22 protein-coding genes are annotated in these 24,682 nt (G+C 71.3%); 20 read left to right on the forward strand and 2 right to left on the reverse strand.

Annotated elements, in window-relative coordinates; translation table 11 throughout:
- The first annotated feature begins 196 nt into the window (after nt 1–196).
- The 4 genes from IG99_RS06750 (at nt 197) to nusB (ending at nt 3,428) form a co-directional block, all read left to right on the forward strand.
- On the forward strand, nt 197–1,078 hold the full coding sequence (locus IG99_RS06750; protein WP_037670778.1) for a Pro-rich N-terminal domain-containing protein: 882 nt from the start codon (nt 197–199) through the stop codon (nt 1,076–1,078).
- A gap of 195 nt (nt 1,079–1,273) precedes the next feature.
- Entirely contained in the window at nt 1,274–2,380 is a 1,107-nt protein-coding gene (locus IG99_RS06755) for an aminopeptidase P family protein (protein ID WP_037670781.1), read from the forward strand.
- Nucleotides 2,381–2,424: 44 nt separating this feature from the next.
- The gene (gene efp / locus IG99_RS06760) at nt 2,425–2,991 is read left to right on the forward strand and encodes an elongation factor P (RefSeq protein ID WP_037670783.1); all 567 of its coding nucleotides are present in this window, start codon (nt 2,425–2,427) and stop codon (nt 2,989–2,991) included.
- 2 nt (nt 2,992–2,993) lie between these two features.
- A complete protein-coding gene (gene nusB / locus IG99_RS06765) occupies nt 2,994–3,428 on the forward strand; it encodes a transcription antitermination factor NusB (protein ID WP_037670784.1) in 435 nt (144 codons plus the stop codon).
- Between the two features lie 195 nt (nt 3,429–3,623).
- Here nusB and bldD read toward each other — a convergent pair whose 3' ends face one another.
- Complete coding sequence (gene bldD / locus IG99_RS06770; protein WP_009313753.1) at nt 3,624–4,124, reverse strand: transcriptional regulator BldD; 501 nt, start codon at nt 4,122–4,124, stop codon at nt 3,624–3,626.
- 263 nt (nt 4,125–4,387) lie between these two features.
- Here bldD and pyrR point away from each other — a divergent pair, with 263 nt between their 5' ends.
- The 14 genes from pyrR to IG99_RS06840 all read left to right on the forward strand — a co-directional run bounded on the left by pyrR (nt 4,388) and on the right by IG99_RS06840 (nt 21,223).
- Nucleotides 4,388–4,987 carry a bifunctional pyr operon transcriptional regulator/uracil phosphoribosyltransferase PyrR gene (pyrR, locus tag IG99_RS06775; RefSeq protein WP_037670786.1) on the forward strand — a complete coding sequence of 200 codons (600 nt, stop codon included), beginning with the start codon at nt 4,388–4,390 and terminating at the stop codon, nt 4,985–4,987.
- An 87-nt stretch (nt 4,988–5,074) separates the two neighbouring features.
- The gene (locus IG99_RS06780; RefSeq protein WP_037670789.1) at nt 5,075–6,064 is read left to right on the forward strand and encodes an aspartate carbamoyltransferase catalytic subunit; all 990 of its coding nucleotides are present in this window, start codon (nt 5,075–5,077) and stop codon (nt 6,062–6,064) included.
- Nucleotides 6,065–6,070: 6 nt separating this feature from the next.
- Nucleotides 6,071–7,357: a dihydroorotase gene (locus IG99_RS06785; RefSeq protein ID WP_037670791.1), complete on the forward strand. Its 1,287-nt coding sequence runs from the start codon at nt 6,071–6,073 to the stop codon at nt 7,355–7,357.
- Entirely contained in the window at nt 7,354–7,923 is a 570-nt protein-coding gene (locus IG99_RS06790) for a PH-like domain-containing protein (RefSeq protein WP_107055841.1), read from the forward strand. Before IG99_RS06785 ends, IG99_RS06790 begins: the two co-directional genes overlap by 4 nt.
- Nucleotides 7,920–9,077, forward strand: coding sequence for a glutamine-hydrolyzing carbamoyl-phosphate synthase small subunit (gene carA, locus IG99_RS06795; RefSeq protein WP_037670793.1), 1,158 nt, complete (start codon nt 7,920–7,922; stop codon nt 9,075–9,077). Before IG99_RS06790 ends, carA begins: the two co-directional genes overlap by 4 nt.
- Entirely contained in the window at nt 9,070–12,378 is a 3,309-nt protein-coding gene (gene carB / locus IG99_RS06800; protein WP_037670794.1) for a carbamoyl-phosphate synthase large subunit, read from the forward strand. The genes carA and carB overlap by 8 nt, the downstream gene beginning before the upstream one ends.
- A 52-nt stretch (nt 12,379–12,430) precedes the next feature.
- A complete protein-coding gene (locus tag IG99_RS06805; protein WP_037670797.1) occupies nt 12,431–13,546 on the forward strand; it encodes a quinone-dependent dihydroorotate dehydrogenase in 1,116 nt (371 codons plus the stop codon).
- A complete protein-coding gene (gene pyrF / locus IG99_RS06810; protein ID WP_037670799.1) occupies nt 13,543–14,388 on the forward strand; it encodes an orotidine-5'-phosphate decarboxylase in 846 nt (281 codons plus the stop codon). The genes IG99_RS06805 and pyrF overlap by 4 nt, the downstream gene beginning before the upstream one ends.
- A gap of 289 nt (nt 14,389–14,677) precedes the next feature.
- A complete protein-coding gene (locus IG99_RS06815; RefSeq protein WP_003977346.1) occupies nt 14,678–15,001 on the forward strand; it encodes an integration host factor in 324 nt (107 codons plus the stop codon).
- Nucleotides 15,002–15,061: 60 nt separating this feature from the next.
- The gene (gmk, locus tag IG99_RS06820) at nt 15,062–15,655 is read left to right on the forward strand and encodes a guanylate kinase (protein WP_063768291.1); all 594 of its coding nucleotides are present in this window, start codon (nt 15,062–15,064) and stop codon (nt 15,653–15,655) included.
- A gap of 51 nt (nt 15,656–15,706) precedes the next feature.
- A complete protein-coding gene (gene rpoZ / locus IG99_RS06825; protein WP_003988945.1) occupies nt 15,707–15,979 on the forward strand; it encodes a DNA-directed RNA polymerase subunit omega in 273 nt (90 codons plus the stop codon).
- Nucleotides 15,980–16,073: 94 nt separating this feature from the next.
- Nucleotides 16,074–17,276, forward strand: coding sequence for a bifunctional phosphopantothenoylcysteine decarboxylase/phosphopantothenate--cysteine ligase CoaBC (gene coaBC, locus IG99_RS06830; protein ID WP_037670804.1), 1,203 nt, complete (start codon nt 16,074–16,076; stop codon nt 17,274–17,276).
- A 236-nt stretch (nt 17,277–17,512) separates the two neighbouring features.
- Complete coding sequence (metK, locus tag IG99_RS06835; protein WP_037670805.1) at nt 17,513–18,721, forward strand: methionine adenosyltransferase; 1,209 nt, start codon at nt 17,513–17,515, stop codon at nt 18,719–18,721.
- 303 nt (nt 18,722–19,024) lie between these two features.
- Entirely contained in the window at nt 19,025–21,223 is a 2,199-nt protein-coding gene (locus tag IG99_RS06840; protein WP_037670807.1) for a primosomal protein N', read from the forward strand.
- Nucleotides 21,224–21,314: 91 nt separating this feature from the next.
- Here the strand turns inward: IG99_RS06840 and IG99_RS06845 are convergent, their stop codons facing one another.
- Complete coding sequence (locus IG99_RS06845) at nt 21,315–21,854, reverse strand: hypothetical protein (protein ID WP_037670808.1); 540 nt, start codon at nt 21,852–21,854, stop codon at nt 21,315–21,317.
- Between the two features lie 264 nt (nt 21,855–22,118).
- Here IG99_RS06845 and fmt point away from each other — a divergent pair, with 264 nt between their 5' ends.
- Nucleotides 22,119–23,051: a methionyl-tRNA formyltransferase gene (gene fmt, locus IG99_RS06850; protein WP_037670810.1), complete on the forward strand. Its 933-nt coding sequence runs from the start codon at nt 22,119–22,121 to the stop codon at nt 23,049–23,051.
- 110 nt (nt 23,052–23,161) lie between these two features.
- Entirely contained in the window at nt 23,162–24,580 is a 1,419-nt protein-coding gene (locus IG99_RS06855) for an RsmB/NOP family class I SAM-dependent RNA methyltransferase (protein ID WP_037670812.1), read from the forward strand.
- The last annotated feature ends 102 nt before the right edge of the window (nt 24,581–24,682 follow it).

A 24,682-nucleotide genomic window follows, 5' to 3' on the forward strand; every position in this document is an offset into this window, starting at 1 on the left:
ACCGATTCGCCTCCCGTCACGGGCACTTGGTGCCGCCCCCGGCCGTTCCCAGAACAACGACCAGGGGCGGTACGGTTCGGACAACGCCCCCCCGTCACGCCCTTTAGGGTGTGGAGGAAAGCGGGTTCACCCCCGCCGCCGGCGTCCCTCGCCCGCGGCGAACCGAGCCCAGAAGAACGAGACGGAGTGGCACCGGATGCAGCACGCAGTGGGGTCTCCGCTGCCGCAGCCCCCTCAGCCGGGGCACGGTCCGGCCCACGGTTGGTCGCCGGCCGCGCACCACCCGGGCCCGCATCATCCGGGTCCGCACCCCTCGGGCCCAGGCCCCCAGCAAGGGCCCGCCCCCGTGCCCCCGCCGCCCCCGGGCTTCACCGGAGGGCCGCCCACCGTGCCGCTCCCCCCGGTACCGCCCGCGCCGCCCGTCCCGGCCCCCGACACCACCGGCCACGTCCCGCTCCCGCCGGGCGGCCCGGTGGCCGCGCCCAGCGCGCCCCCGACACCGGCCGCGCCCGACCCGACGACCACCACCCTGGCCGTCCTCCTGATCGGACCCGCGGGCGCCGGCAAGACGAGCGTCGCCAAGTACTGGGCCGACCACCGCCGCGTCCCCACCGCGCACATCAGCCTCGACGACGTCCGCGAATGGGTCCGCTCCGGCTTCGCCGACCCCCAGTCCGGCTGGAACGACCACTCCGAGGCGCAGTACCGGCTGGCCCGCCGCACCTGCGGGTTCGCCGCCCGCAACTTCCTCGCCAACGGCATCTCCTGCATCCTCGACGACGCCGTCTTCCCCGACCGCCCCGTGGTCGGCCTCGGCGGCTGGAAGCGCCACGTGGGCCCCGGCCTCCTGCCCGTCGTCCTCCTCCCGGGCCTGGAGATCGTCCTGGAACGCAACGCCGAACGCTCCGGCAACCGCCGCCTCACCGACGAGGAGGTCGCCCGCATCCACGGTCGCATGGCCGGCTGGTACGGCTCGGGCCTCCCGATCATCGACAACTCCCAGCTCGACGTCCCCCAAACCGCCCACCTCCTGAACGAGGTCCTGGCAAGATCCATCACCAGCCCCCCGAACTGGTAGAGACAGGGGGAGGGCAATCGCCCCGAGCTGCTGACGCGGGGGACCGCACTCACCCAGGGGCGCGGGGCCGTGTCGATATGCGGCTTCGCCGCGTGGGCGCGAACAACCCCCACGCACCCGCACCCGACAACGCGCCGTTGCCCCACTCGGCCTCCCCAACCGGCGCCAACCCCGCGGAGCTCATACGCTCGGCACATGTCAGAGGTGTACGCGTCCCGCCGAAATCGCCTACGGGAGCGCTGCAGCGCGGCCGGCAGCGCGGCAGCGCTGATCTCCCGTCCAGCCAATGTGCGGTACCTCGCGGGCATCGCCCCGCCCGGTGCCGTCCTGCTGCTGGGAAAGCGCGAGGAACTGCTGGTGAGTGCGGGCCCGCCGAACGACCGGCCCGCCGAAGGTCGCCTCGACGAGGCGCTACGGGTGCACGCCCTGCCCCGAGCCGGAGGCGACCCCGCCGTCGCGGCCGTCGGCCTCCTCGTGACGCAGGGCACCGATTCCCTGGCCCTGGAGGAGCACCACCTCACGGTGGCCCGGCACCGCGCCATCCGCTCCGTAGCCCCGGGCCTGCGCCTGGCCGACCTCGGGGGCGCGGTCGAGCAGCTGAGGGTGGTGAAGGACGAGGAGGAGATCTCCTGCCTGCGCATCGGCGCCGAGATCGCCGACCAGGCCCTCGGTGAACTGCTCGAATCCATCCTCGTCGGCCGTACCGAACGGCATCTCGCCCTGGAACTGGAGCGCCGTCTCGTCGACCACGGCGCCGACGGCCCCGCCTTCCCCACTTCCGTCGCGACCGGCCCGAACTCCGGCCGCCGCGGCCACCGCCCCACCGACCGCCGGGTCGAGGAGGGCGACTTCCTCTCCGTCTGTCTGGGGGCGACCTATCGCGGCTACCGCTGCGAGATCGGCCGGACCTTCGTCATCGGCACCTCGCCCGCGGACTGGCAGATCGAGCTGTACGACCTGGTCTTCGCAGCCCAGCGCGCCGGACGGGAGTCCCTCGCGCCCGGCGCCGCGTACCGTGACGTGGACCACGCGGCACGTCAGGTGCTCGACTCCGCGGGGTTCGCGGCGGGCCTTCCCGAACTGACTGGTCACGGGGTCGGGCTCGAAATCGACGAGGACCCGCAGTTGGGTCCCGCGGCCATGGGTAAACTGGACGCTTGCGTGCCGGTCACCGTCGAACCGGGGGTCCACCTCCCGGGCCGGGGCGGTGTCCGGATCGATGACACGCTCGTCGTACGCCCCGAGGCGGACGGCGGACCCGAGCTACTCACCATCACGACCAAGGAGCTGCTCGCGCTCTAGCGCTTGCCCCGGGGTCGTACGTCAGTCCAGGAGATTCCGCAACCGTGGCTTCCACGAACGACCTCAAGAACGGCATGGTGCTCAAGCTCGAAGGCGGCCAGCTCTGGTCCGTCGTCGAGTTCCAGCACGTCAAGCCCGGCAAGGGCCCGGCTTTCGTGCGCACCAAGCTCAAGAACGTGCTCTCCGGCAAGGTCGTCGACAAGACCTTCAACGCCGGCGTCAAGGTCGAGACGGCCACTGTCGACAAGCGCGACATGCAGTTCTCGTACATGGACGGCGAGTATTTCGTCTTCATGGACATGGAGACCTACGACCAGCTCATGGTCGACCGCAAGGCCGTCGGCGACGCCGCCAACTTCCTCATCGAGGGCTTCATGGCCACCGTCGCGCAGCATGAGGGCGAGGTGCTCTTCGTCGAGCTGCCGGCCGCCGTCGAGCTCGTGATCCAGGACACCGAGCCGGGCGTCCAGGGCGACCGCTCCACCGGCGGCACCAAGCCCGCCACGCTGGAGACGGGCCACCAGATCCAGGTCCCGCTCTTCATCACCACCGGAGAGAAGATCAAGGTCGACACCCGCACGAGCGACTACCTCGGCCGGGTGAACAGCTAACCGTGGCTGCCCGCAACACGGCCCGCAAGCGTGCCTTCCAGATCCTCTTCGAGGGCGACCAGCGCGGGGCCGACGTCCTGACGGTCCTCGCGGACTGGGTCCGGCTCTCCCGGTCCGACACCCGGCAGCCGCCGGTGAGCGAGTACACGATGCAGCTGGTCGAGGGGTACGCGGCGCACGCGACGCGCATCGACGAGCTGATCGCCCAGTACTCGGTCGGCTGGACGCTCGACCGGATGCCGGTCGTCGACCGCAACATCCTGCGCCTGGGTGCCTACGAGCTGATCTGGTCCGACGAGACCCCGGAGGCCGTCGTCCTCGACGAGATGGTGCAGCTGGCGAAGGAGTTCTCCACGGACGAGTCGCCCTCGTTCGTCAATGGCCTGCTCGGCCGTCTCAAGGAGCTCAAGCCGTCCCTGCGCCGCGACGAGGCCTAGGCAGCGGTACAAGCAGTCAGCGGTACTACGAACGCCGGAGGGCCCGCAGCGTCACGTCTGCGGGCCCTCCGGCGTGTCCATGCTCATCCCCGTACCCCTGGCACCCCACAGGCCCGTAGAACGCCGCCGGGGTGGCCGGAACCGTCAAGTTCCGGCCACCCCGGCGGCACGTTTCTGCGCAGCCCGCGGAAGGGCTCAGCTCTCCTCGTGGGAGACCGCGCGACGCGCGTCCGCGTCCAGGACGCCCCAGCTGATCAGCTGCTCGGTCAGGACCGAGGGCGACTGGTCGTAGATGACGGCGAGTGTGCGCAGGTCGTCCTGGCGGATCGAGAGGACCTTGCCGTTGTAGTCACCGCGCTGGGACTGGATCGTGGCCGCGTAGCGCTGGAGGGGGCCCGCCTTCTCGACCGGGACGTGGGCGAGACGCTCCAGGTCCAGGACCAGCTTCGGCGGGGGCTCGGCGGCGCCGCCCGGCGTGGTGCCCGGCAGCAGCTCCTGAACCGGGACACCGTAGAAATCCGCCAACTCGGCAAGGCGCTGTACGGTCACGGCACGGTCGCCGCGCTCGTACGAACCGACCACGACCGCCTTCCAGCGTCCCTGGGACTTCTCCTCGACACCGTGGAGGGAAAGGCCCTGCTGGGTGCGGATGGCCCGGAGCTTGGCCCCGAGCTGTTTGGCGTATTCGCTGGACATATAGCTCCCCGGCACTGTGTCGACGCGGCAGGGCCGCGCGGCTGGTAACTCACTGTGAGGTTACGCAGCGTGATTCTTCTGCGTCAAGCCGAATGGTCCACACCGACTCTTCCGTGGTATCGGTGATCGGTTGGGCCAAGAGGGTGACAGTGGTGCGGCAGGGGGGTGATCAGGCGTGTCGCACCGGCCTGCTACCGTGGATGGCGCAAATCCGACGTCCTTTAAGGTCCGTCCCGTGAGGCGGAGAAGGAGGTCCGTTTCGTATGGACAAGCACGACCAGCAGGACCCGCAGCTCGACGAGCACCAGGACCCGCAGGCGTCAGGCGCGAGGCCCGTCCTCGAAGGCCCTGACATCGCACGGGTGCTCACCCGCATCGCCCACGAGATCGTCGAACGCGCCAAGGGCGCCGACGACGTGGTGCTCCTCGGCATTCCGACCCGGGGCGTCTTCCTCGCCCAGCGGCTCGCCGCCAAGCTGGAGCAGATCACCGACCGCAAGATCCCGGTCGGCTCGCTCGACATCACCATGTACCGCGACGACCTGCGCATGCACCCGCCGCGTGCGCTGGCCCGCACCGAGATCCCCGGTGACGGCATCGACGGCAAGCTGGTCGTCCTCGTCGACGACGTGCTCTTCTCCGGCCGCACCATCCGCGCGGCCCTCGACGCCCTGAACGACATCGGGCGCCCCCGCGCGGTGCAGCTCGCGGTCCTCGTCGACCGCGGCCACCGCGAACTGCCCATCCGCGCCGACTACGTCGGCAAGAACCTCCCCACGTCGCTGCGGGAGACGGTCAAGGTCCAGCTCGCCGAGGAGGACGGTCGCGACACCGTGCTGCTCGGCGCCAAGCAGACCCCGTAGCAGGCCGAGCGGGTACGCCGGTCCCGGCGCGCCCCAGTCTGCCCGGAACCTCCCTGTATACGTGAACTGCCTTACGGAGCCTGACAGATGCAGCGTCATCTCATCTCGGCCGCCGACCTCACCCGCGACGACGCCGTCCACATCCTCGACACCGCCGAGGAGATGGCCCGGGTCGCCGACCGGCCGATCAAGAAACTGCCGACCCTGCGCGGCCGCACGATCGTCAACCTCTTCTTCGAGGACTCCACCCGCACCCGGATCTCCTTCGAGGCCGCCGAGAAGCGTCTCTCCGCCGACGTCATCAACTTCTCCGCCAAGGGCTCCAGCGTCTCCAAGGGCGAGTCCCTGAAGGACACCGCCCAGACCCTGGAGGCCATGGGCGTCGACGCCGTCGTCATCCGGCACGGCGCCTCCGGAGCGCCGTACCGCCTCGCCAACTCCGGGTGGATCGACGCGGTCGTCGTCAACGCCGGCGACGGCACCCACCAGCACCCCACCCAGGCCCTGCTGGACGCCTTCACGATGCGACGGCGCCTGGTCGGCCGGGACGCCGGGATCGGGCAGGACCTGTCCGGCAAGCGCATCACCCTCGTCGGAGACGTCCTGCACAGCCGGGTCGCCCGCTCCAACGTCGACCTGCTGCACACCCTCGGCGCCGAGGTCACCCTCGTCGCTCCGCCCACCCTGGTGCCGGTCGGCGTCGAGACCTGGCCCTGCGAGGTCTCCTACGACCTCGACAGCACGCTGCCCAAGTCGGACGCGGTGATGATGCTGCGCGTGCAGCGTGAGCGGATGAACGCCGCGTTCTTCCCCACCGAGCGCGAGTACTCCCGCCGCTACGGCCTCGACGGCGACCGCATGGCGCGGATGCCCGAGCACGCCATCGTGATGCACCCCGGCCCGATGGTCCGCGGCATGGAGATCACCGCCGAGGTCGCCGACTCCGACCGCTGCACCGTCGTCGAACAGGTCGCCAACGGGGTCTCGATCCGCATGGCCGTCCTGTACCTGCTCCTGGGCGGCAACGAACCCGCCGTCAGCCACGCCCGTACCACCGCTTCCACCGAGGAGAAGTAAGCGACCATGAGCAAGATCCTGATCCGTGGTGCGAAGGTGCTCGGCGGCGAGCCGCAGGACGTGCTGATCGACGGCGAGGTCATCGAGGCGGTCGGCACCGGCCTCGACGCCGAGGGCGCGGAGGTCGTGGAGGCGGCGGGCAAGGTGCTGCTGCCGGGCCTGGTCGACCTGCACACCCATCTGCGCGAGCCCGGCCGTGAGGACTCCGAGACCGTCCTGACCGGCACCCGCGCGGCTGCCTCCGGCGGCTACACCGCCGTGTTCGCCATGGCCAACACCTTCCCGGTCGCCGACACCGCCGGCGTCGTCGAGCAGGTCTACCGGCTCGGCCAGGAACACGGCTACTGCGATGTGCAGCCCATCGGCGCCGTCACCGTCGGCCTGGAGGGCAGGAAGCTCGCCGAACTGGGCGCCATGCACGAGTCGGCCGCCGGCGTCACCGTCTTCTCCGACGACGGCAAGTGCGTCGACGACGCCGTGATGATGCGGCGGGCCCTGGAGTACGTGAAGGCGTTCGGCGGGGTCGTCGCCCAGCACGCGCAGGAGCCGCGGCTGACCGAGGGCGCCCAGATGAACGAGGGCATCGTCTCCGCCGAGCTGGGGCTCGGCGGCTGGCCCGCGGTGGCCGAGGAGTCGATCATCGCCCGGGACGTCCTGCTCGCCGAGCACGTCGGCTCCCGCGTCCACATCTGCCACCTGTCGACCGCCGGCTCCGTCGAGATCGTCCGCTGGGCCAAGTCCCGCGGTATCGACGTCACCGCCGAGGTCACCCCGCACCACCTGCTGCTGACCGACGAGTCGGTCCGGACGTACAACCCCGTCTACAAGGTCAACCCGCCGCTGCGCACCGAGCGTGACGTGCACGCCCTGCGCGAGGCGCTCGCCGACGGCACGATCGACATCGTCGCCACCGACCACGCCCCGCACCCGCACGAGGACAAGGACTGCGAGTGGGCCGCGGCCGCCATGGGCATGGTCGGCCTGGAGACCGCGCTCTCCGTGGTCCAGGAGACGATGGTCGAGACGGGCCTGCTGGACTGGGCCCAGGTCGCCGACCGCATGTCCTTCAAGCCCGCCCGGATCGGGCAGGTCGGGGGCCACGGGCGTCCCGTCTCGGCAGGTGAGCCCGCCAACCTCACGCTCGTCGACACGGCATACCGTGGGCAGGTGGACCCCGCGGGCTTCGCCTCACGCAGCCGCAACACCCCCTACGAGGGGCGTGAGCTGCCGGGCCGTGTCACCCACACGTGGCTCCGGGGCAAGGCCACGCTCGTGGACGGGAAGCTGACGTGACATCTGCTGCACTACTGCTCGCGGCCGAACAGAAATCGGCCGAAGTGACCGACTGGGCCGCGCGGGTCGGCTGGGTCGTCGGCCTCGGCCTCTTCGTCGCGCTGGTCTACTGGCTGATGCGCGAGGGCTGGAAGTGGCGCGGCACGCTCCAGGGCGACCTGCCCGAGCTGCCGACGGCGCCGGACGAGCCGGGGGCGGCGAAGCTCACGATGAGCGGCCGCTACCACGGCTCGACCACCGCCGGTCAGTGGCTGGACCGCATCGTGGCCCACGGCCTCGGCACCCGCAGCCGCGCCGAGCTCACCCTGACGGACGCGGGCCTGGACGTCGTACGCCCCGGCGCGACCGACTTCTTCATCCCGGTCGGCGCGCTGCGCGAGGCCCTGCTCGGCAAGGGCATCGCCGGCAAGGTCCTCACCGAGGGCGGTCTGCTCGTGGTGACCTGGGCGCACGGCGACCGGCTGATCGACTCCGGCTTCCGCTCCGACCACGCGGCCGAGCACAACGAGTGGGTTGCCGCCATCAACTCCATGATCAATGACAACACGACGGAAGGCGCACGATGACGACCTCCACCAGGGGAACCTCGAAGGTTCCCGCCGTACTCGTCCTGGAGGACGGCCGGGTCTTCCGCGGCCGTGCCTACGGGGCCGTGGGGGAGACCTTCGGCGAAGCGGTGTTCTCCACCGGCATGACCGGCTACCAGGAGACCCTCACCGACCCGTCGTACGACCGGCAGATCGTCGTCGCGACCGCCCCCCAGATCGGCAACACCGGCTGGAACGACGAGGACGACGAGTCCCGCCGCATCTGGGTCTCCGGCTACGTCGTCCGCGACCCCGCGCGCGTGCCCTCCAACTGGCGCGCCAAGCGTTCCCTCGACGACGAGCTGGTCGCCCAGAACGTGGTCGGCATCTCCGGCATCGACACCCGTGCGCTCACCCGCCACCTGCGCGAGCGCGGCTCGATGCGGGCCGGCATCTTCTCCGGCGAGGCGATCGCCCCGGAGAGCGAGCTCCTCGCGCGCGTGCAGGCCCAGCCGCACATGAAGGGCGCGAGCCTCTACGAGGAGGTCGCCACCCAGGAGGCGTACGTCGTCCCCGCGGTCGGCGAGAAACGGTTCACCGTCGCCGCCATCGACCTGGGCATCAAGGGCATGACCCCGCACCGCATGGCCGAGCGCGGCATCGAGGTGCACGTGCTGCCCGCGACGGCCACCGCGGACGAGGTGTACGCCGTCAACCCCGACGGCGTGTTCTTCTCCAACGGCCCCGGCGACCCGGCCACCGCGGACGGCCCGGTCGCGCTGATGACCGAGGTGCTGGAGCGCAGGACGCCCCTGTTCGGCATCTGCTTCGGCAACCAGATCCTCGGCCGCGCCCTCGGCTTCGGCACCTACAAGCTGAAGTACGGCCACCGCGGCATCAACCAGCCGGTGCAGGACCGTACGACCGGCAAGGTCGAGGTCACCGCGCACAACCACGGATTCGCCGTGGACGCGCCGCTCGACAAGGTCAGCGAGACGCGGTTCGGGCGCGTCGAGGTCTCGCACGTCTGCCTGAACGACGACGTCGTGGAGGGGCTCCAGCTGCTCGACCAGCCGGCCTTCTCCGTCCAGTACCACCCCGAAGCGGCCGCCGGTCCGCACGACGCCGCCTACCTGTTCGACCGCTTCACGTCTTTGATGAACACCGTCCTGATGGAGGGCCAGCGTGCCTAAGCGCACCGATATCCAGTCCGTCCTGGTCATCGGCTCCGGCCCGATCGTCATCGGCCAGGCCGCCGAGTTCGACTACTCCGGCACCCAGGCGTGCCGCGTGCTGAAGTCCGAGGGCCTGCGGGTCATCCTCGTGAACTCCAACCCGGCGACGATCATGACCGACCCGGAGATCGCCGACGCCACCTACGTCGAGCCGATCACCCCGGAGTTCGTCGAGAAGATCATCGCCAAGGAGCGCCCCGACGCGCTGCTGCCCACCCTGGGCGGTCAGACGGCCCTCAACACCGCCATCTCGCTGGACGAGAACGGCGTCCTGGCGAAGTACGGCGTCGAGCTGATCGGCGCCAACGTGGAGGCCATCCACAAGGGCGAGGACCGCGACCAGTTCAAGCTGGTCGTCGAGGCGGTCAAGGCGAAGATCGGGCACGGCGAGTCCGCCCGCTCGGTCATCTGCCACTCCATGGACGACGTCCTCCGGGGCGTCGAGGAACTCGGCGGCTACCCCGTCGTCGTCCGCCCGTCCTTCACCATGGGCGGCGCCGGCTCCGGTTTCGCGCACGACGAGGAGGAGCTGCGCCGCATCGCAGGACAGGGCCTCACGCTGTCCCCGACCACCGAGGTGCTCCTGGAGGAGTCCATCCTCGGCTGGAAGGAGTACGAGCTGGAGCTGATGCGCGACAAGCACGACAACGTCGTGGTCGTCTGCTCCATCGAGAACTTCGACCCCATGGGCGTGCACACCGGCGACTCGATCACCGTCGCCCCCGCGATGACGCTGACCGACCGCGAGTACCAGATCCTGCGTGACATCGGCATCGCCGTGATCCGCGAGGTCGGGGTCGACACCGGCGGCTGCAACATCCAGTTCGCGGTGAACCCCGAGGACGGCCGCGTGATCGTCATCGAGATGAACCCGCGTGTGTCGCGCTCCTCGGCCCTCGCCTCCAAGGCGACCGGCTTCCCGATCGCCAAGATCGCGGCCAAGCTCGCCGTCGGCTACACCCTCGACGAGATCCCCAACGACATCACGCAGGAGACCCCGGCCTCCTTCGAGCCGACGCTCGACTACGTGGTGGTCAAGGCCCCGCGGTTCGCCTTCGAGAAGTTCCCCAGCGCCGACTCCACCCTCACGACCACCATGAAGTCGGTCGGCGAGGCCATGGCCATCGGCCGCAACTTCACCGAGGCCTTCCAGAAGGCGCTGCGCTCGCTGGAGAAGAAGGGCAGCCAGTTCACCTTCGTCGGCGACCCGGGCGACAAGGACGAGCTGCTGCGCGACGCCGTCCGGCCCACCGACGGCCGTATCAACACCGTCATGCAGGCCATCCGCGCGGGCGCCACGCCCGAGGAGGTCTTCGAGTTCACGAAGATCGACCCCTGGTTCGTCGACCAGCTCTTCCTGATCAAGGAGATCGCGGACGAGCTGGCCGCCGCAGACCGGCTGGACGCCGACCTGCTGGCCGAGGCCAAGCGGCACGGCTTCTCCGACCAGCAGATCGCCGAGATCCGCGACCTGCGCGAGGACGTCGTCCGTGAGGTCCGGCACGCGCTGGGCGTCCGCCCGGTCTACAAGACGGTCGACACCTGCGCCGCCGAGTTCGCCGCCAGGACGCCGTACTTCTACTCCTCCTACGACGAGGAGAGCGAGGTCGCGCCGCGCGAGAAGCCCGCGGTCATCATCCTGGGCTCCGGCCCCAACCGCATCGGCCAGGGCATCGAGTTCGACTACTCCTGCGTCCACGCCTCCTTCGCGCTGAGCGACGCGGGCTACGAGACCGTGATGGTCAACTGCAACCCGGAGACCGTCTCCACCGACTACGACACCTCCGACCGGCTGTACTTCGAGCCGCTGACGCTGGAGGACGTGCTGGAGATCGTCCACGCGGAGGCGCAGGCCGGCCCGATCGCCGGTGTCGTCGTGCAGCTCGGCGGCCAGACCCCGCTGGGCCTGGCGCAGGCGCTCAAGGACAACGGCGTGCCGGTCGTCGGCACTCCGCCCGAGGCCATCCACGCGGCCGAGGACCGCGGAGCCTTCGGGCGTGTCCTCGCCGAGGCCGGCCTGCCGGCCCCCAAGCACGGCACCGCCACCACCTTCGCCGAGGCCAAGACCATCGCCGACGAGATCGGCTACCCGGTCCTCGTACGGCCCTCCTACGTCCTCGGCGGTCGCGGCATGGAGATCGTCTACGACGAGACCCGTCTGTCGGCCTACATCGAGGAGTCGACCGAGATCAGCCCCTCCCGGCCGGTCCTGGTCGACCGCTTCCTCGACGACGCGATCGAGATCGACGTCGACGCGCTCTACGACGGCCAGGAGCTCTACCTCGGCGGCGTCATGGAGCACATCGAGGAGGCCGGCATCCACTCCGGCGACTCGGCGTGCGCCCTGCCCCCGATCACCCTCGGCGGCTTCGACATCAAGCGCCTGCGCGCCTCGACCGAGGCCATCGCCAAGGGCGTCGGCGTCCGCGGCCTGATCAACATCCAGTTCGCGATGGCCGGCGACATCCTCTACGTCCTGGAGGCCAACCCGCGCGCCTCGCGCACCGTCCCCTTCACCTCGAAGGCGACCGCGGTGCCGCTGGCGAAGGCCGCCGCCCGGATCTCCCTGGGCGCGACCGTCGCCGAGCTGCGCGCCGAGGGACTCCTCCCGGCGACCGGCGACGGCGGCGAGCTGCCGCTGGACGCGCCGATCTCCGTCAAGGAGGCCGTGATGCCGTGGACCCGCTTCCGGGACACCTCCGGCCGCGGCGTCGACACCGTCCTCGGCCCCGAGATGCGCTCCACCGGCGAGGTCATGGGCATCGACTCCGTCTTCGGCACGGCCTACGCCAAGTCGCAGGCCGGCGCGTACGGTCCGCTGCCGACGAAGGGCCGTGCCTTCATCTCCGTCGCCAACCGCGACAAGCGGTCGATGATCTTCCCCGCTCGTGAACTGGTCGCGCACGGCTTCGAACTGCTCGCCACCTCCGGCACCGCCGAGGTCCTCAAGCGCAACGGCATCAAGGCCACGGTCGTGCGCAAGCAGTACGAGGGCACCGGTCCGAACGGCGAGAAGACCATCGTCCAGCTCATCCACGACGGTGAGGTCGACCTCATCGTCAACACCCCGTACGGCACCGGCGGCCGCCTCGACGGCTACGAGATCCGTACGGCGGCCGTGGCGCGGTCCGTGCCGTGTCTGACGACGGTCCAGGCGCTCGCCGCCGCCGTCCAGGGCATCGACGCCCTCAACCACGGCGACGTGGGCGTCCGTTCGCTCCAGGAACACGCGGAACACCTGACCGCGGCCCGCGACTAGCAGCCCTGAGGGGGACACCGTCAGACGGTGTCCCCCTCTTCGTGAGGACACCATGTACACACTCTTCTTCCGTCTCGTCTTCCGGCGCATGGACCCCGAGCAGGCCCACCACCTGGCCTTCCGCTGGATCCGCCTGGCCGTCCGCGTTCCCGTGCTGCGCACCTTCGTCGCGGCGGTGCTCGCACCCCGCTACAAGGAGCTGCGCACCGAGGCGTTCGGGCTGCGCATGCACGGCCCCTTCGGGCTCGCCGCCGGCTTCGACAAGAACGCGGTCGCCATCGACGGGATGTCGATGCTCGGCTTCGACCACGTCGAGATCGGCACGGTCACCGGGGAGCCCCAGCCGGGCAACCCGAAGAAGCGGCTGTTCCGGCTCGTGAAGGACCGGGCGCTGATCAACCGCATGGGCTTCAACAACGAGGGTTCGCTGGCCGTCGCGGCCCGTCTGGCCTCCCGTACGCCCGTCTTCAGGACCGTCGTGGGGGTCAACATCGGCAAGACCAAGGTCGTGCCCGAGGAGGAGGCCGTCGGCGACTACGTGAAGTCGGCCGAGCGGCTCGCGCCGTACGCGGACTACCTGGTCGTGAACGTGTCGTCGCCCAATACGCCGGGTCTGCGCAACCTCCAGGCCACGGAGGCGCTGCGGCCGCTGCTGAGCGCCGTCCGGGAGGCCGCGGACCGTACGGTGCCGTCCCGTCGCGTGCCGCTGCTGGTGAAGATCGCCCCGGACCTCGCCGACGAGGACGTCGACGCGGTGGCCGACCTGGCGGTGGAGCTCGGCCTGGACGGGATCATCGCCACCAACACCACCATCGCGCGCGAGGGGCTCGGTCTGGAATCCGAACCCTCGCTGGTGAAGGAGGCCGGCGGCCTCTCCGGTGCACCGCTCAAGGCGCGCTCCCTGGAGGTGCTGCGCCGCCTCTACGCGCGCGTGGGCGACCGGATCACCCTGGTGGGCGTCGGCGGCATCGAGAACGCCGAGGACGCCTGGCAGCGCATCCTGGCGGGCGCCACCCTGGTCCAGGGCTACAGCGCCTTCGTCTACGAGGGGCCTCTCTGGGGCCGGGCCATCCACAAGGGGCTCGCCGCGCGCCTGCGCACGAGCCCGTACGCCACCCTCGCCGACGCGGTCGGCGCGGACGTCAGGAAGGCGGGGAAGGCCGCATGAGCGCTCTCGAACCCTTCGGCGCCCGGCTGCGCCGCGCGATGGACGAGCGCGGCCCGCTCTGCGTCGGCATCGACCCGCACGCCTCCCTGCTCGCGGAGTGGGGCCTGAACGACGACGTGGCGGGCCTGGAGCGGTTCAGCCGGACCGTGGTCGAGGCCATGGCCGACCGGGTCGCCGTGCTGAAGCCGCAGAGCGCGTTCTTCGAGCGCTTCGGATCACGAGGCGTCGCCGTGCTGGAGAAGTCGGTCCAGGAGGCCCGGGCGGCCGGCGCGCTGGTGCTGATGGACGCCAAGCGCGGCGACATCGGCTCGACCATGGCCGCGTACGCCGAGTCGTTCCTGCACAAGGACGCCCCGCTGTTCTCGGACGCCCTCACCGTCTCGCCGTACCTCGGCTACGGCTCGCTGAGCCCGGCCGTCGCGCTGGCGCGGCAGAGCGGTACGGGCCTGTTCGTGCTGGCGCTGACCTCGAACCCGGAGGGCGGCGAGGTCCAGCACGCGGTGCGGGCGGACGGCCGGAACATCGGCGCGACCATGCTGGGACACCTGGCGGCCGAGAACGCGGGGGAGGCGCCCCTGGGGTCCTTCGGCGCGGTCGTCGGCGCCACGCTCGGCGACCTGTCGTCGTACGACCTCGACATCAACGGCCCACTCCTCGCGCCCGGCATCGGTGCGCAGGGGGCCACCCCGGCGGATCTGCCAGCGGTCTTCGGCGGGGCCGTGCGCAATGTGGTGCCGAACGTCAGCCGGGGAGTGTTGCGCCAGGGTCCCGACGTGGTCGCTCTGCGTGACGCCGCGGACCGTTTCGCTGAGGAGATCCGGGCCGCGGTGACGGCCGGCTGAGGGGTTGCGGCCACCTGTTCGAGGCCTCGGGCGGGTGGTGTCGCAGGTCCCCGTGGTCGGCTTGAGGCTGGATACATCCTCAAATCCAGGGCAGTATGTCTGAAATATCCTGTCCTGACAGAGGCTGACCAGGACTTTTCCGCTGTTCTCGCTGACTCCGGCGGACTTGCCCGCTAGTCTCCGACGAGAGTCAACGGGCAAGCGTGTTGCTCGTGGCTCACCAGGTGTGGGGCGACTAGGTTCCTCACCGGTCCGTATCCGACAGTTCGACATCCGAGGTGACGTAGGCGTGGCTCTTCCGCCCCTTACCCCCGAACAGCGCGCAGCCGCGCTCGAAAAGGCCGCCGCGGCTCGCCGGGAGCGGGCCGAGGTCAAGAATCGACTGAAGCACTCCGGCGCCTCCCTTCACGAGGTCATCAAGCAGGGCCAGGAGAACGACGTCATCGGCAAGATGAAGGTCTCCGCCCTCCTGGAGTCCCTGCCGGGCGTGGGCAAGGTCCGCGCCAAGCAGATCATGGAGCGACTCGGTATCTCCGAGAGCCGCCGCGTGCGCGGTCTCGGGTCCAACCAGATCGCCTCCCTGGAGCGTGAGTTCGGCAGTACCGGCTCCTGATCCCGGGCACCACCCGGAAGGGAGTCCCGGGCACTCCGGGATTGCTGGAATAATCGCTGCATGGCTGCAACATTCCGGGGGGCGACCCCCGAGCCCCCGGACGTACGTCCGCGGCTGACCGTGCTCTCCGGCCCCTCAGGGGTCGGCAAGAGCACGGTCGTCGCCCATATGCGCAAGGAACACCCCGAGGTCTGGCTCTCGGTGTCGGCGACGACCCGCAAGCCCCGCCCCGGCGAGCAGCACGGAGTCCACTACTTCTTCGTCACCGACGACGAGATGGACAAGCTGATCGCCAACGGCGAACTGCTCGAGTGGGCCGAGTTCGCCGGCAACCGCTACGGCACACCGCGTGGTGGCGTGCTGGAGCGGCTGGAGGCGGGGGAGCCCGTCCTCCTGGAGATCGACCTCCAGGGCGCCCGGCAGGTCCGCGAGACCATGCCGGAGGCCCAGCTCGTGTTCCTGGCTCCTCCCTCCTGGGAGGAGCTGGTGCGCAGGCTCACCGGACGGGGCACCGAGCCGCCCGAGGTGATCGAGCGCCGTCTCGAAGCCGCCAAGATCGAGCTGGCGGCCGAGCCGGAGTTCGACGTGACCCTGGTCAACACCTCCGTCGAGGATGTGGCGCGCGAGCTGCTAGCCTTGATGGATGTCGTGTGATCGTGAAGGTCACACTTCCCTGATTCTTTCCCATCCATCGGAAGGTAGAGCGTGTCCTCTTCCATCTCCGCGCCCGAGGGCATCATCAACCCGCCGATCGACGAGCTCCTCGAGGCCACCGACTCGAAGTACAGCCTCGTGATCTACGCGGCCAAGCGTGCCCGTCAGATCAACGCGTACTACTCGCAGCTCGGCGAGGGTCTCCTCGAGTACGTCGGTCCGCTCGTCGACACCCACGTACACGAGAAGCCGCTCTCGATCGCCCTGCGCGAGATCAACGCGGGGCTGCTGACCTCCGAGGCCGTCGAGGGCCCGGCGCAGTAGTTTTTTCAGCTTGGTTTTCCACAGGCCCGGCAGTCGTGCTGCCGGGCCTGTGGTGTGTCATGGACGTCATACGTTTCCGAGCCGGGGAGAGACGGTGGACAAGCCGAAGGTCGTCCTGGGGGTCAGCGGTGGCATCGCCGCGTACAAGGCCTGTGAGCTGCTGCGCAGGCTGACGGAGTCCGGTCACGACGTCCGGGTCGTGCCCACGGCCTCCGCCCTGCACTTCGTGGGCGCCGCCACCTGGTCCGCGCTCTCCGGCAACCCGGTCTCCACCGAGGTGTGGGACGACGTCCACGAGGTCCCGCACGTCCGCATCGGCCAGCACGCCGACCTCGTCGTCGTCGCCCCGGCCACCGCCGACACGCTCGCCAAGGCCGCCCACGGTCTGGCCGACGACCTCCTCACCAACACGCTGCTCACGGCGCGCTGCCCGGTCGTCTTCGCCCCGGCCATGCACACGGAGATGTGGGAGCACCCGGCCACCCAGGAGAACGTGGCGACGCTGCGCCGCCGTGGCGCCGTCGTCATCGAGCCGGCCGTCGGCCGCCTCACCGGCGTCGACACCGGCAAGGGCAGGCTCCCCGATCCCGGCGAGATCTTCGAGGTCTGCCGCCGGGTACTCGCGCGCGGAGTGAGCGGACCGGACCTCGTCGGGCGGCACGTCGTCGTCAGTGCCGGAGGCACCCGCGAGCCCCTCGACCCCGTCCGCTTCCTCGGCAACCGCTCCTCCGGCAAGCAGGGCTACGCCCTCGCCCGTACGGCCGCCGCGCGGGGCGCCCGGGTCACGCTGATCGCCGCGAACGCGAGCCTGCCGGACCCGGCCGGCGTGGACGTCGTCCCGGTCGGCACGGCCGTGCAGCTGCGCGAGGCGGTGCTGAAGGCGGCCGCCGACGCCGACGCCGTCGTCATGGCCGCGGCGGTCGCCGACTTCCGCCCGGAGACGTACGCGGCCGGGAAGATCAAGAAAAAGGACGGCCAGGACCCGGAACCCGTCGTCCTCGTGCGTAATCCAGACATCCTCGCGGAGATCTCATCCGAACGGGCCCGCCCTGGACAGGTGATCGTCGGCTTCGCCGCCGAGACCGACGACGTCCTGGCCAACGGTCGGTCGAAGCTCGACCGCAAGGGCTGTGACCTGCTGGTGGTGAACGAAGTGGGCGAGCGCAAGACCTTCGGTTCCGAGGAGAACGAGGCGGTCGTCCTGGGCGCCGACGGCAGCGAGACCCCCGTGCCGCACGGCCCGAAGGAGGACCTGGCGGACACCGTGTGGGACCTTGTGGTGGGACGCCTGAGCTGAGCGTTCCTCAGTTCCACGGCCCTTGCGAACCTTGCATACTGGCGTGGCGCCCCTGGCCAAGGACGCTTGCCATTGTGCAGAATGCCTGTGCCGCAGGTCACAGCACTTCCGAGAGGCGAGACAGGGAGGACCGTGGCCGAGCTCGACCGATAAACTGTTCTTGGACGACGGCGGGCGCAGCTCCCGCCCCGTCCACCAATGATCAGCCAGCAGCCGCTGCAACCCCAGGGAGCGTTGTGTCCCGTCGCCTGTTCACTTCGGAGTCCGTGACCGAGGGTCACCCCGACAAGATCGCTGACCAGATCAGCGACACCATTCTCGACGCGCTTCTGCGCGAGGACCCGACCTCCCGGGTCGCCGTCGAGACCCTGATCACGACCGGTCTGGTGCACGTGGCCGGAGAGGTCACCACCAAGGCCTACGCCCCGATCCCCCAGCTCGTGCGGGACAAGATCCTCGAGATCGGCTACGACTCCTCCAAGAAGGGCTTCGACGGCGCCTCCTGCGGCGTGTCGGTCTCCATCGGCTCGCAGTCCCCGGACATCGCGCAGGGTGTCGACACGGCGTACGAGTCCCGCGTCGAGGGCGACGAGGACGAGCTGGACCGCCAGGGCGCCGGTGACCAGGGCCTGATGTTCGGCTACGCCGCCGACGAGACGCCCACGCTGATGCCGCTGCCGATCTTCCTCGCGCACCGACTCTCGAAGCGCCTGTCGGACGTCCGCAAGAACGGCACGATCCCCTACCTGCGCCCCGACGGCAAGACGCAGGTCACCATCGAGTACGACGGCGACAAGGCGGTCCGTCTCGACACCGTCGTCGTCTCCTCCCAGCACGCCTCCGACATCGACCTGGACTCCCTCCTGTCGCCCGACATCCGCGAGTTCGTCGTGGAGCCGGAGCTGAAGGCGCTCCTGGACGAGGGCATCAAGCTGGACACCGAGAACTACCGCCTGCTGGTCAACCCGACCGGCCGTTTCGAGATCGGCGGCCCGATGGGCGACGCCGGCCTCACCGGCCGCAAGATCATCATCGACACCTACGGCGGCATGGCCCGCCACGGCGGCGGCGCCTTCTCCGGCAAGGACCCGTCCAAGGTGGACCGCTCCGCGGCGTACGCGATGCGCTGGGTCGCGAAGAACGTCGTCGCCGCGGGCCTGGCGTCCCGCTGCGAGGTCCAGGTCGCCTACGCGATCGGCAAGGCCGAGCCGGTCGGCCTCTTCGTCGAGACCTTCGGCACCGCCAAGATCGACGTGGAGAAGATCGAGAAGGCGATCGACGACGTCTTCGACCTCCGCCCGGCCGCCATCATCCGCGACCTCGACCTCCTCCGCCCGATCTACGCCCAGACCGCCGCGTACGGCCACTTCGGCCGCGAGATCCCCGAGTTCACCTGGGAGCGCACGGACCGCGTGGACGCGCTGCGTGAGGCCGCGGGCCTGTAGTCACCCGCACCGAGCGACATGCCGGGGCCCGGTCTCCTGGAGGAGGCCGGGCCCCGGTGCGTTTGCGTGCGCACGGCGTGCAGCGGAAGTCGCTCAGCGCAATTCGCTGGTGGCGCGGACCGGGGGCTCGTACGCCGGCGCTCTCCCGGTGCGAAGGTCGCGGTTACTTCGGTGGAGCGCGTCTTCGGGCGTGCGGTGAAACTCAGCAGGTCTGTGCCGCCGCCGACTTGATCTCGGGAGGGACGACGCCGGGGCGCCTCGGGGCGCCCCTGGTTGTCAGTGCGGTTTGGTAAGAATGCAGGTGTGAGCAGCGAGAACGGGCAGGGGGACGGCGGGTCCGTGGAGGGCGCGCCGCCGGAGCAGCTCGCGTTCATCCGGGAGAGTGTGCGCAAGGCGAAGGCGCCGCGGGCCAAGCCGCGGACGTGGCGGGGGGCCGCGCTGGCCAAGGAGCTGCCGGTCGCTCGGGTACTGGTCGACAAGGGTGTGCTGCATCTCGACCGGTACTTCGACTACGCCGTCCCCGAGGAGCTCGACGCCGAGGCCCAGCCCGGTGTCCGGGTGCGGGTGCGGTTCGGGGCCGGTCGGCATCGGGTGCGGGACGGGCGGCGCGAGGGCGGGGGGCTCATCGACGGGTTCCTCGTCGAGCGGCTCGCCGAGTCCGACTACTCCGGGCCGCTGGCCGCGCTCGCCCAGGTCGTCTCGCCCGAGCCCGTGCTGGGTCCGGAACTGCTCGGGCTGGCGCGGGCCGTTGCCGACCGGTATGCGGGAAGCCTGGCCGATGTGCTGCAGCTGGCGGTGCCGCCGCGCAGCGCGCGGGCCGAGCAGCGGCCCTCACCCGCGCCCCTGCCCCCGCCGGGGGCGCCGACGGTGGGGTCCTGGGCGCGGTACGAGCGCGGGGGCGCGTTTCTCGAGGCGCTGGCCTCCGGGAACACTCCCCGCGCCGTCTGGAACGCGCTGCCCGGGCCGGAGTGGAGCGAGGAGATCGCGCGAGCCGTCGCGGCCACGCTGGCCTCCGGGCGCGGGGCACTCGTCGTGGTGCCCGACGGACGGGCCGCCACGCGGGTCGACGCCGCGTTGACCTCGCTCCTGGGGGAGGGCCGGCATGCCTTGCTGACCGCCGACGCCGGGCCCGAGAAGAGGTACCGGGAATGGCTCGCGGTGCGGCGCGGGTCCGTACGGGCCGTCGTGGGGACGCGGGCCGCCATGTTCGCTCCGGTAGGGGATCTCGGGCTCGTCGTGCTCTGGGACGACGGGGACGACAGCCACAGCGAGCAGCACGCTCCGCAGCCGCACGCCCGTGAGGTGCTGCTGCTGCGGGCCGCTCAGGACAAGTGCGGTTTCCTGCTGGGGAGCTGGAGCTGCACGGTGGAGGCGGCCCAGCTCGTGGAGAGCGGGTGGGCCCGGCCGCTGGTCGCTTCACGGGAGCGGGTGCGGCGCGTGGCACCGCTCGTACGGACCGTGGGCGACCAGGATCTCGCGCGCGACGAGGCCGCCCGGGCCGCCCGGCTGCCGACCCTCGCCTGGCAGGTGGTCAGGGACGGGCTGCGCAGCGGGCCGGTACTCGTGCAGGTGCCCCGGCGGGGGTACGTGCCGCGGATGGCCTGTGCGCAGTGCCGGGCGCCGGCCCGGTGCAGGCACTGTTCCGGGCCGTTGGAGGCGCGTGAGGGGGGCATGGGCGGCGCGGGGAGTGCGGTCGGCACGGGCAGTGGTGCTCTGTGGTGCGGGTGGTGCGGGCGGGAGGAGAGCGCGTGGCACTGTCCGGAGTGCGGGGCCTTCCGGCTGCGGGCCCAGGTCGTGGGGGCGCGGCGCACCGCCGAGGAACTGGGGCGGGCGTTTCCGGCCGTGCCCGTGCGGACGTCGGGGCGCGAACACGTACTGGACACCGTGCCGGGGGCGCCCGCGCTGGTCGTGAGCACACCGGGGGCCGAGCCCGTCGCCGAGGGCGGGTACGCGGCGGCGCTGCTGCTGGACGGGTGGGCCATGCTCGGGCGGCCCGATCTGCGGGCCGGGGAGGACGCGCTGCGGCGGTGGATCGCGGCCGCAGCGCTCGTACGGCCTCAGGGGGACGGCGGGACGGTGGCCGTCGTCGCCGAGCCCACGTTGCGGCCCGTGCAGGCGCTGGTGCGGTGGGATCCCGTCGGGCATGCGGTGCGGGAGCTCGGCGAGCGGGCCGAGCTGGGATTTCCGCCGGTGTCGCGGATGGCGGCCGTGTCGGGGACGGTGGAGGCCGTCGCCGAGTTCCTCGCTGCGGTCGAACTGCCCCCGCAGGCGGAGGTGCTGGGGCCCGTGCCGTTGCCCGTCAGCGAGGCGGGGCGACCGCGGCGGCCCGGGGCGCCGCCTCCCGGGGAGCACTGGGAGCGGGCGCTGGTACGGGTGCCGCCGGGCAGGGGTGCCGCCCTCGCCTCCGCGCTGAAGGCCGCGCAGGCGGCTCGGATGGCGCGGGGCGGGGGAGAGGCCGGGCTGCGGGTGTGGGTGCGGATCGATCCGCCGGACATCGGGTGACGCCACCGTCGGGATGTGCGGTGTGATGTGCGTCCGCCCTCCCGGGCACGGGGGGTCTCGGGAGGGCGGGGTATGAGGGGTGCGCGTCAGGTCAGCCGTTGCGGGGGCCCGGGAAGGCCGTCGGCCTGGTCTCGTCGCGCAAGGACGGGCTGCCCGCCGTCGGCTGGGTCGGCATGGCACGGGCCGCGGGGACCGTGGGGGCCGGGATGCCGGTGCCCACACTGACCGTGCGGCTGCCGGACGGCTCCGTGGCGCGCTCGGCCTCGGCGGCCGCCTGGGCGGCGGCACGGCGGGCGCCGTAGCGGCGGTGGACCGCCTGCTTGGTGACTCCGAGGGCGGAGCCCACCGCGTCCCAGGAGAAGCCGAGTGAGCGGTCGAAGTCGACCGCGGCCGTGACCAGGGTCTCGACGCTGTCCCGCAGTTCCTGGGCGAGACGGACCGTCGGGGCGGGCGCGCGTCCGTAGACGACGAAGCCCGTGGAGGGGCCGGAGCGGCGTGGGCGGTAGACGTTGCCCAGTTGGGCGGTGAGGGTGCGCAGCGCGTCCACCTGTCGGCGGACCCGCTCGATGTCCCGCACCAGCAAGTGCAGGCTGGCCCGGGCCTGGGCGTCGTGGGTTGCGTGGTCGGCCATGAACAAGCCTCTCGAACCGGCGTTGCATTGAAAGGGGCGGGCGGCGAAGGCGGCCCGTTGTGGTCAACTCGTTCTTGACCAACGCGGATGAGCTTCGCTGGTCACGGTGTGGGGGCGTATGGGCATATGCGTACGCCCCCTGGGGGTGTTCTCCCCCTGCGCACCACCCACGGCGGCGGTCAGGTCGGCCGTCAACGGGCGGGGGGTTCGGCCATAGACTTGTGCGTCGGTTTACTCGGTCCGTTCGAGAGGGTCCGCTTGCCCATGAAGCTTGTCTTCGCCGGTACTCCTGAGGTTGCTGTTCCCGCTCTGGACGCCTTGATCGAGTCGGGGCGGCATGAGGTGGCCGCGGTGGTGACGCGGCCCGACGCGCCGGCCGGGCGGGGGCGGCGGCTCGTGGCGTCGCCGGTCGCCGAGCGGGCGGAAGAGGCCGGGATCGAAATCCTGAAGCCGGCCAAGCCGCGGGACCCGGAGTTCCTGGAGCGGTTGAGGGAGATCGGGCCCGACTGCTGTCCCGTCGTCGCCTACGGCGCCCTGCTGCCGAGGGTCGCGCTCGATGTGCCGGCTCACGGCTGGGTCAACCTGCACTTCTCGCTGCTGCCCTCCTGGCGCGGGGCCGCACCCGTGCAGCACGCCGTCATGGCGGGTGACGAGATCACGGGAGCGTCCACCTTCCTGATCGAGGAGGGGCTCGACTCCGGGCCCGTGTACGGGACCGTGACCGAGCCGGTCCGGCCCACCGACACCAGCGGTGACCTGCTGACCCGGCTCGCCTTCGCCGGTGCGGGGCTGCTCGCGGCGACCATGGACGGGATCGAGGACGGCACGCTGAAGGCCGTACCGCAGCCGGCCGAGGGCATCACCCTCGCGCCGAAGATCACCGTGGAGGACGCCCGGGTCGACTGGGCCGCCCCCGCCCTGCGGGTGGACCGGGTGGTGCGCGGGTGTACTCCGGCACCCGGTGCCTGGACCACGTTCCGGGACGAGCGGCTCAAGCTCATCCAGGTCAAGCCGGTTCCGGAGCGCGACGACCTCGCACCGGGCACGCTCGCCGTCGGCAAGAACAGTGTCCACGTCGGCACCGGCTCGTACGCCGTGGAGCTGCTGTGGGTGCAGGCACAGGGCAAGAAGCCGATGCGCGCGGCGGACTGGGCCCGCGGGGTGCGGATCGCGGACACGGAGCGGCTCGGGGGCTGAGCGGCTCGGGAAGGGCCTCGGAGAGGGTTCGCAAACACCTCGCACACGGGGTCGGGCGTGCGACGTACGCTGGGTGCACCTCTCACCCAGCAAGCCGGAGCACCTTTTTCGTGAGCGACACCTCCCGTCGGCCCCGCAAGCCCTACCGTCGGCCCCAGAAGGACCCCGTCCGCATCCTCGCCTTCGAGGCGCTGCGCGCCGTGGACGAGCGGGACGCGTATGCCAACCTCGTACTGCCGCCGCTGCTGCGCAAGGCGCGGGAGAAGGAGGGGCCCGACACGTTCGACGGCCGGGACGCGGCCCTCGCCACCGAGTTGGTGTACGGGACGCTGCGGCGGCAGGGGACGTACGACGCCGTCATCGCCGCCTGTGTCGACCGGCCGCTGAAGGACGTGGACCCGCCGGTGCTCGACGTGCTGAGCCTGGGCGCGCACCAGTTGCTCGGGACGCGGATCCCCACGCACGCAGCCGTCTCCGCGTCCGTGGAGCTGGCGCGGGTGGTGCTGGGCGACGGGCGGGCCAAGTTCGTCAACGCCGTACTGCGGAAGGTCGCGCAGCACGATCTGGACGGGTGGCTGGAGCAGATCGCGCCGCCCTACGACGAGGACCCCGAGGACCATCTCGCCGTCGTCCACTCGCACCCGCGGTGGGTCGTCTCCGCGCTGTGGGACTCGCTGGGCGGCGGACGGGCGGGCATCGAGGACCTGTTGGAGGCCGACAACGAGCGGCCCGAGGTCACCCTCGTCGCCCGGCCGGGACGGGCCACGACCGAGGAGCTGCTCCGCGAGGAGGCCGCAGTGGCGGGCCGCTGGTCGCCGTATGCCGTGCGACTCACGGAGGGCGGTGAGCCGGGCGCCATCGACGCCGTACGGGACGGACGGGCCGGTGTGCAGGACGAGGGCAGCCAGCTCGTCGCGCTGGCGCTGGCCAACGCGCCCCTGGAGGGTCCGGACGAGAAGTGGCTCGACGGGTGCGCCGGTCCCGGTGGCAAGGCGGCGCTGCTCGGCGCCCTCGCCGCCGAGCGCGGGGCCTTCCTGCTCGCCTCCGAGAAGCAGCCCCACCGGGCCGGGCTCGTCGCCAGGGCGCTCGACGGGAACCCCGGGCCGTACCAGGTGATCGCCGCCGACGGGACCCGGCCGCCGTGGCGCCCCGGGAGCTTCGACCGCGTCCTGATGGACGTGCCCTGCACCGGTCTTGGCGCCCTGCGGCGGCGTCCCGAGGCACGGTGGCGGCGCCGGCCGGAGGACCTGGAGGGGTTCGCTCCGCTGCAGCGCGGTCTGCTGCGCAGCGCCCTGGAGGCCGTACGGGTCGGCGGTGTCGTCGGGTACGCCACCTGCTCGCCCCACCTCGCCGAGACCCGGGCCGTCGTCGCCGACCTCCTCAAGCAGTTCCCGCAGACCGAACTCGTCGACGCCCGGCCGCTGTTCCCGGGAGTCCCGGCCCTCGGGGACGGTCCCGACGTCCAGCTGTGGCCGCATCTGCACGGGACCGACGCGATGTATCTGGCGGTCATCCGACGGACCGGCTGAACCGTCGAGCGGCTCGAACAGGTACGCGCCGGCGATCGCCGGAACTGCCCAGACGGGCCTCACCCTGCTCGGCGAACGTCCCTGGCTGACGGACGCGAGCCG

The sequence above is a fragment of the Streptomyces griseus subsp. griseus genome (genome assembly GCF_000720255.1).
Taxonomy (GTDB): Bacteria; Actinomycetota; Actinomycetes; order Streptomycetales; family Streptomycetaceae; genus Streptomyces; species Streptomyces griseus_I.

Coding starts and splice junctions, on each gene's coding strand:
- IG99_RS06780 (WP_037670789.1), top strand. CDS start 5,075: ATGCAGCGTCATCTCATCTCGGCCGCCGACCTCACCCGCGACGACGCC.
- pyrF (WP_037670799.1), top strand. CDS start 13,543: ATGAGCGCTCTCGAACCCTTCGGCGCCCGGCTGCGCCGCGCGATGGAC.
- bldD (WP_009313753.1), bottom strand. CDS start 4,124: ATGTCCAGCGAATACGCCAAACAGCTCGGGGCCAAGCTCCGGGCCATC.
- IG99_RS06755 (WP_037670781.1), top strand. CDS start 1,274: ATGTCAGAGGTGTACGCGTCCCGCCGAAATCGCCTACGGGAGCGCTGC.
- carA (WP_037670793.1), top strand. CDS start 7,920: ATGACGACCTCCACCAGGGGAACCTCGAAGGTTCCCGCCGTACTCGTC.
- IG99_RS06805 (WP_037670797.1), top strand. CDS start 12,431: ATGTACACACTCTTCTTCCGTCTCGTCTTCCGGCGCATGGACCCCGAG.
- fmt (WP_037670810.1), top strand. CDS start 22,119: ATGAAGCTTGTCTTCGCCGGTACTCCTGAGGTTGCTGTTCCCGCTCTG.
- IG99_RS06845 (WP_037670808.1), bottom strand. CDS start 21,854: ATGGCCGACCACGCAACCCACGACGCCCAGGCCCGGGCCAGCCTGCAC.
- IG99_RS06750 (WP_037670778.1), top strand. CDS start 197: ATGCAGCACGCAGTGGGGTCTCCGCTGCCGCAGCCCCCTCAGCCGGGG.
- pyrR (WP_037670786.1), top strand. CDS start 4,388: ATGGACAAGCACGACCAGCAGGACCCGCAGCTCGACGAGCACCAGGAC.
- IG99_RS06785 (WP_037670791.1), top strand. CDS start 6,071: ATGAGCAAGATCCTGATCCGTGGTGCGAAGGTGCTCGGCGGCGAGCCG.
- gmk (WP_063768291.1), top strand. CDS start 15,062: ATGGCTGCAACATTCCGGGGGGCGACCCCCGAGCCCCCGGACGTACGT.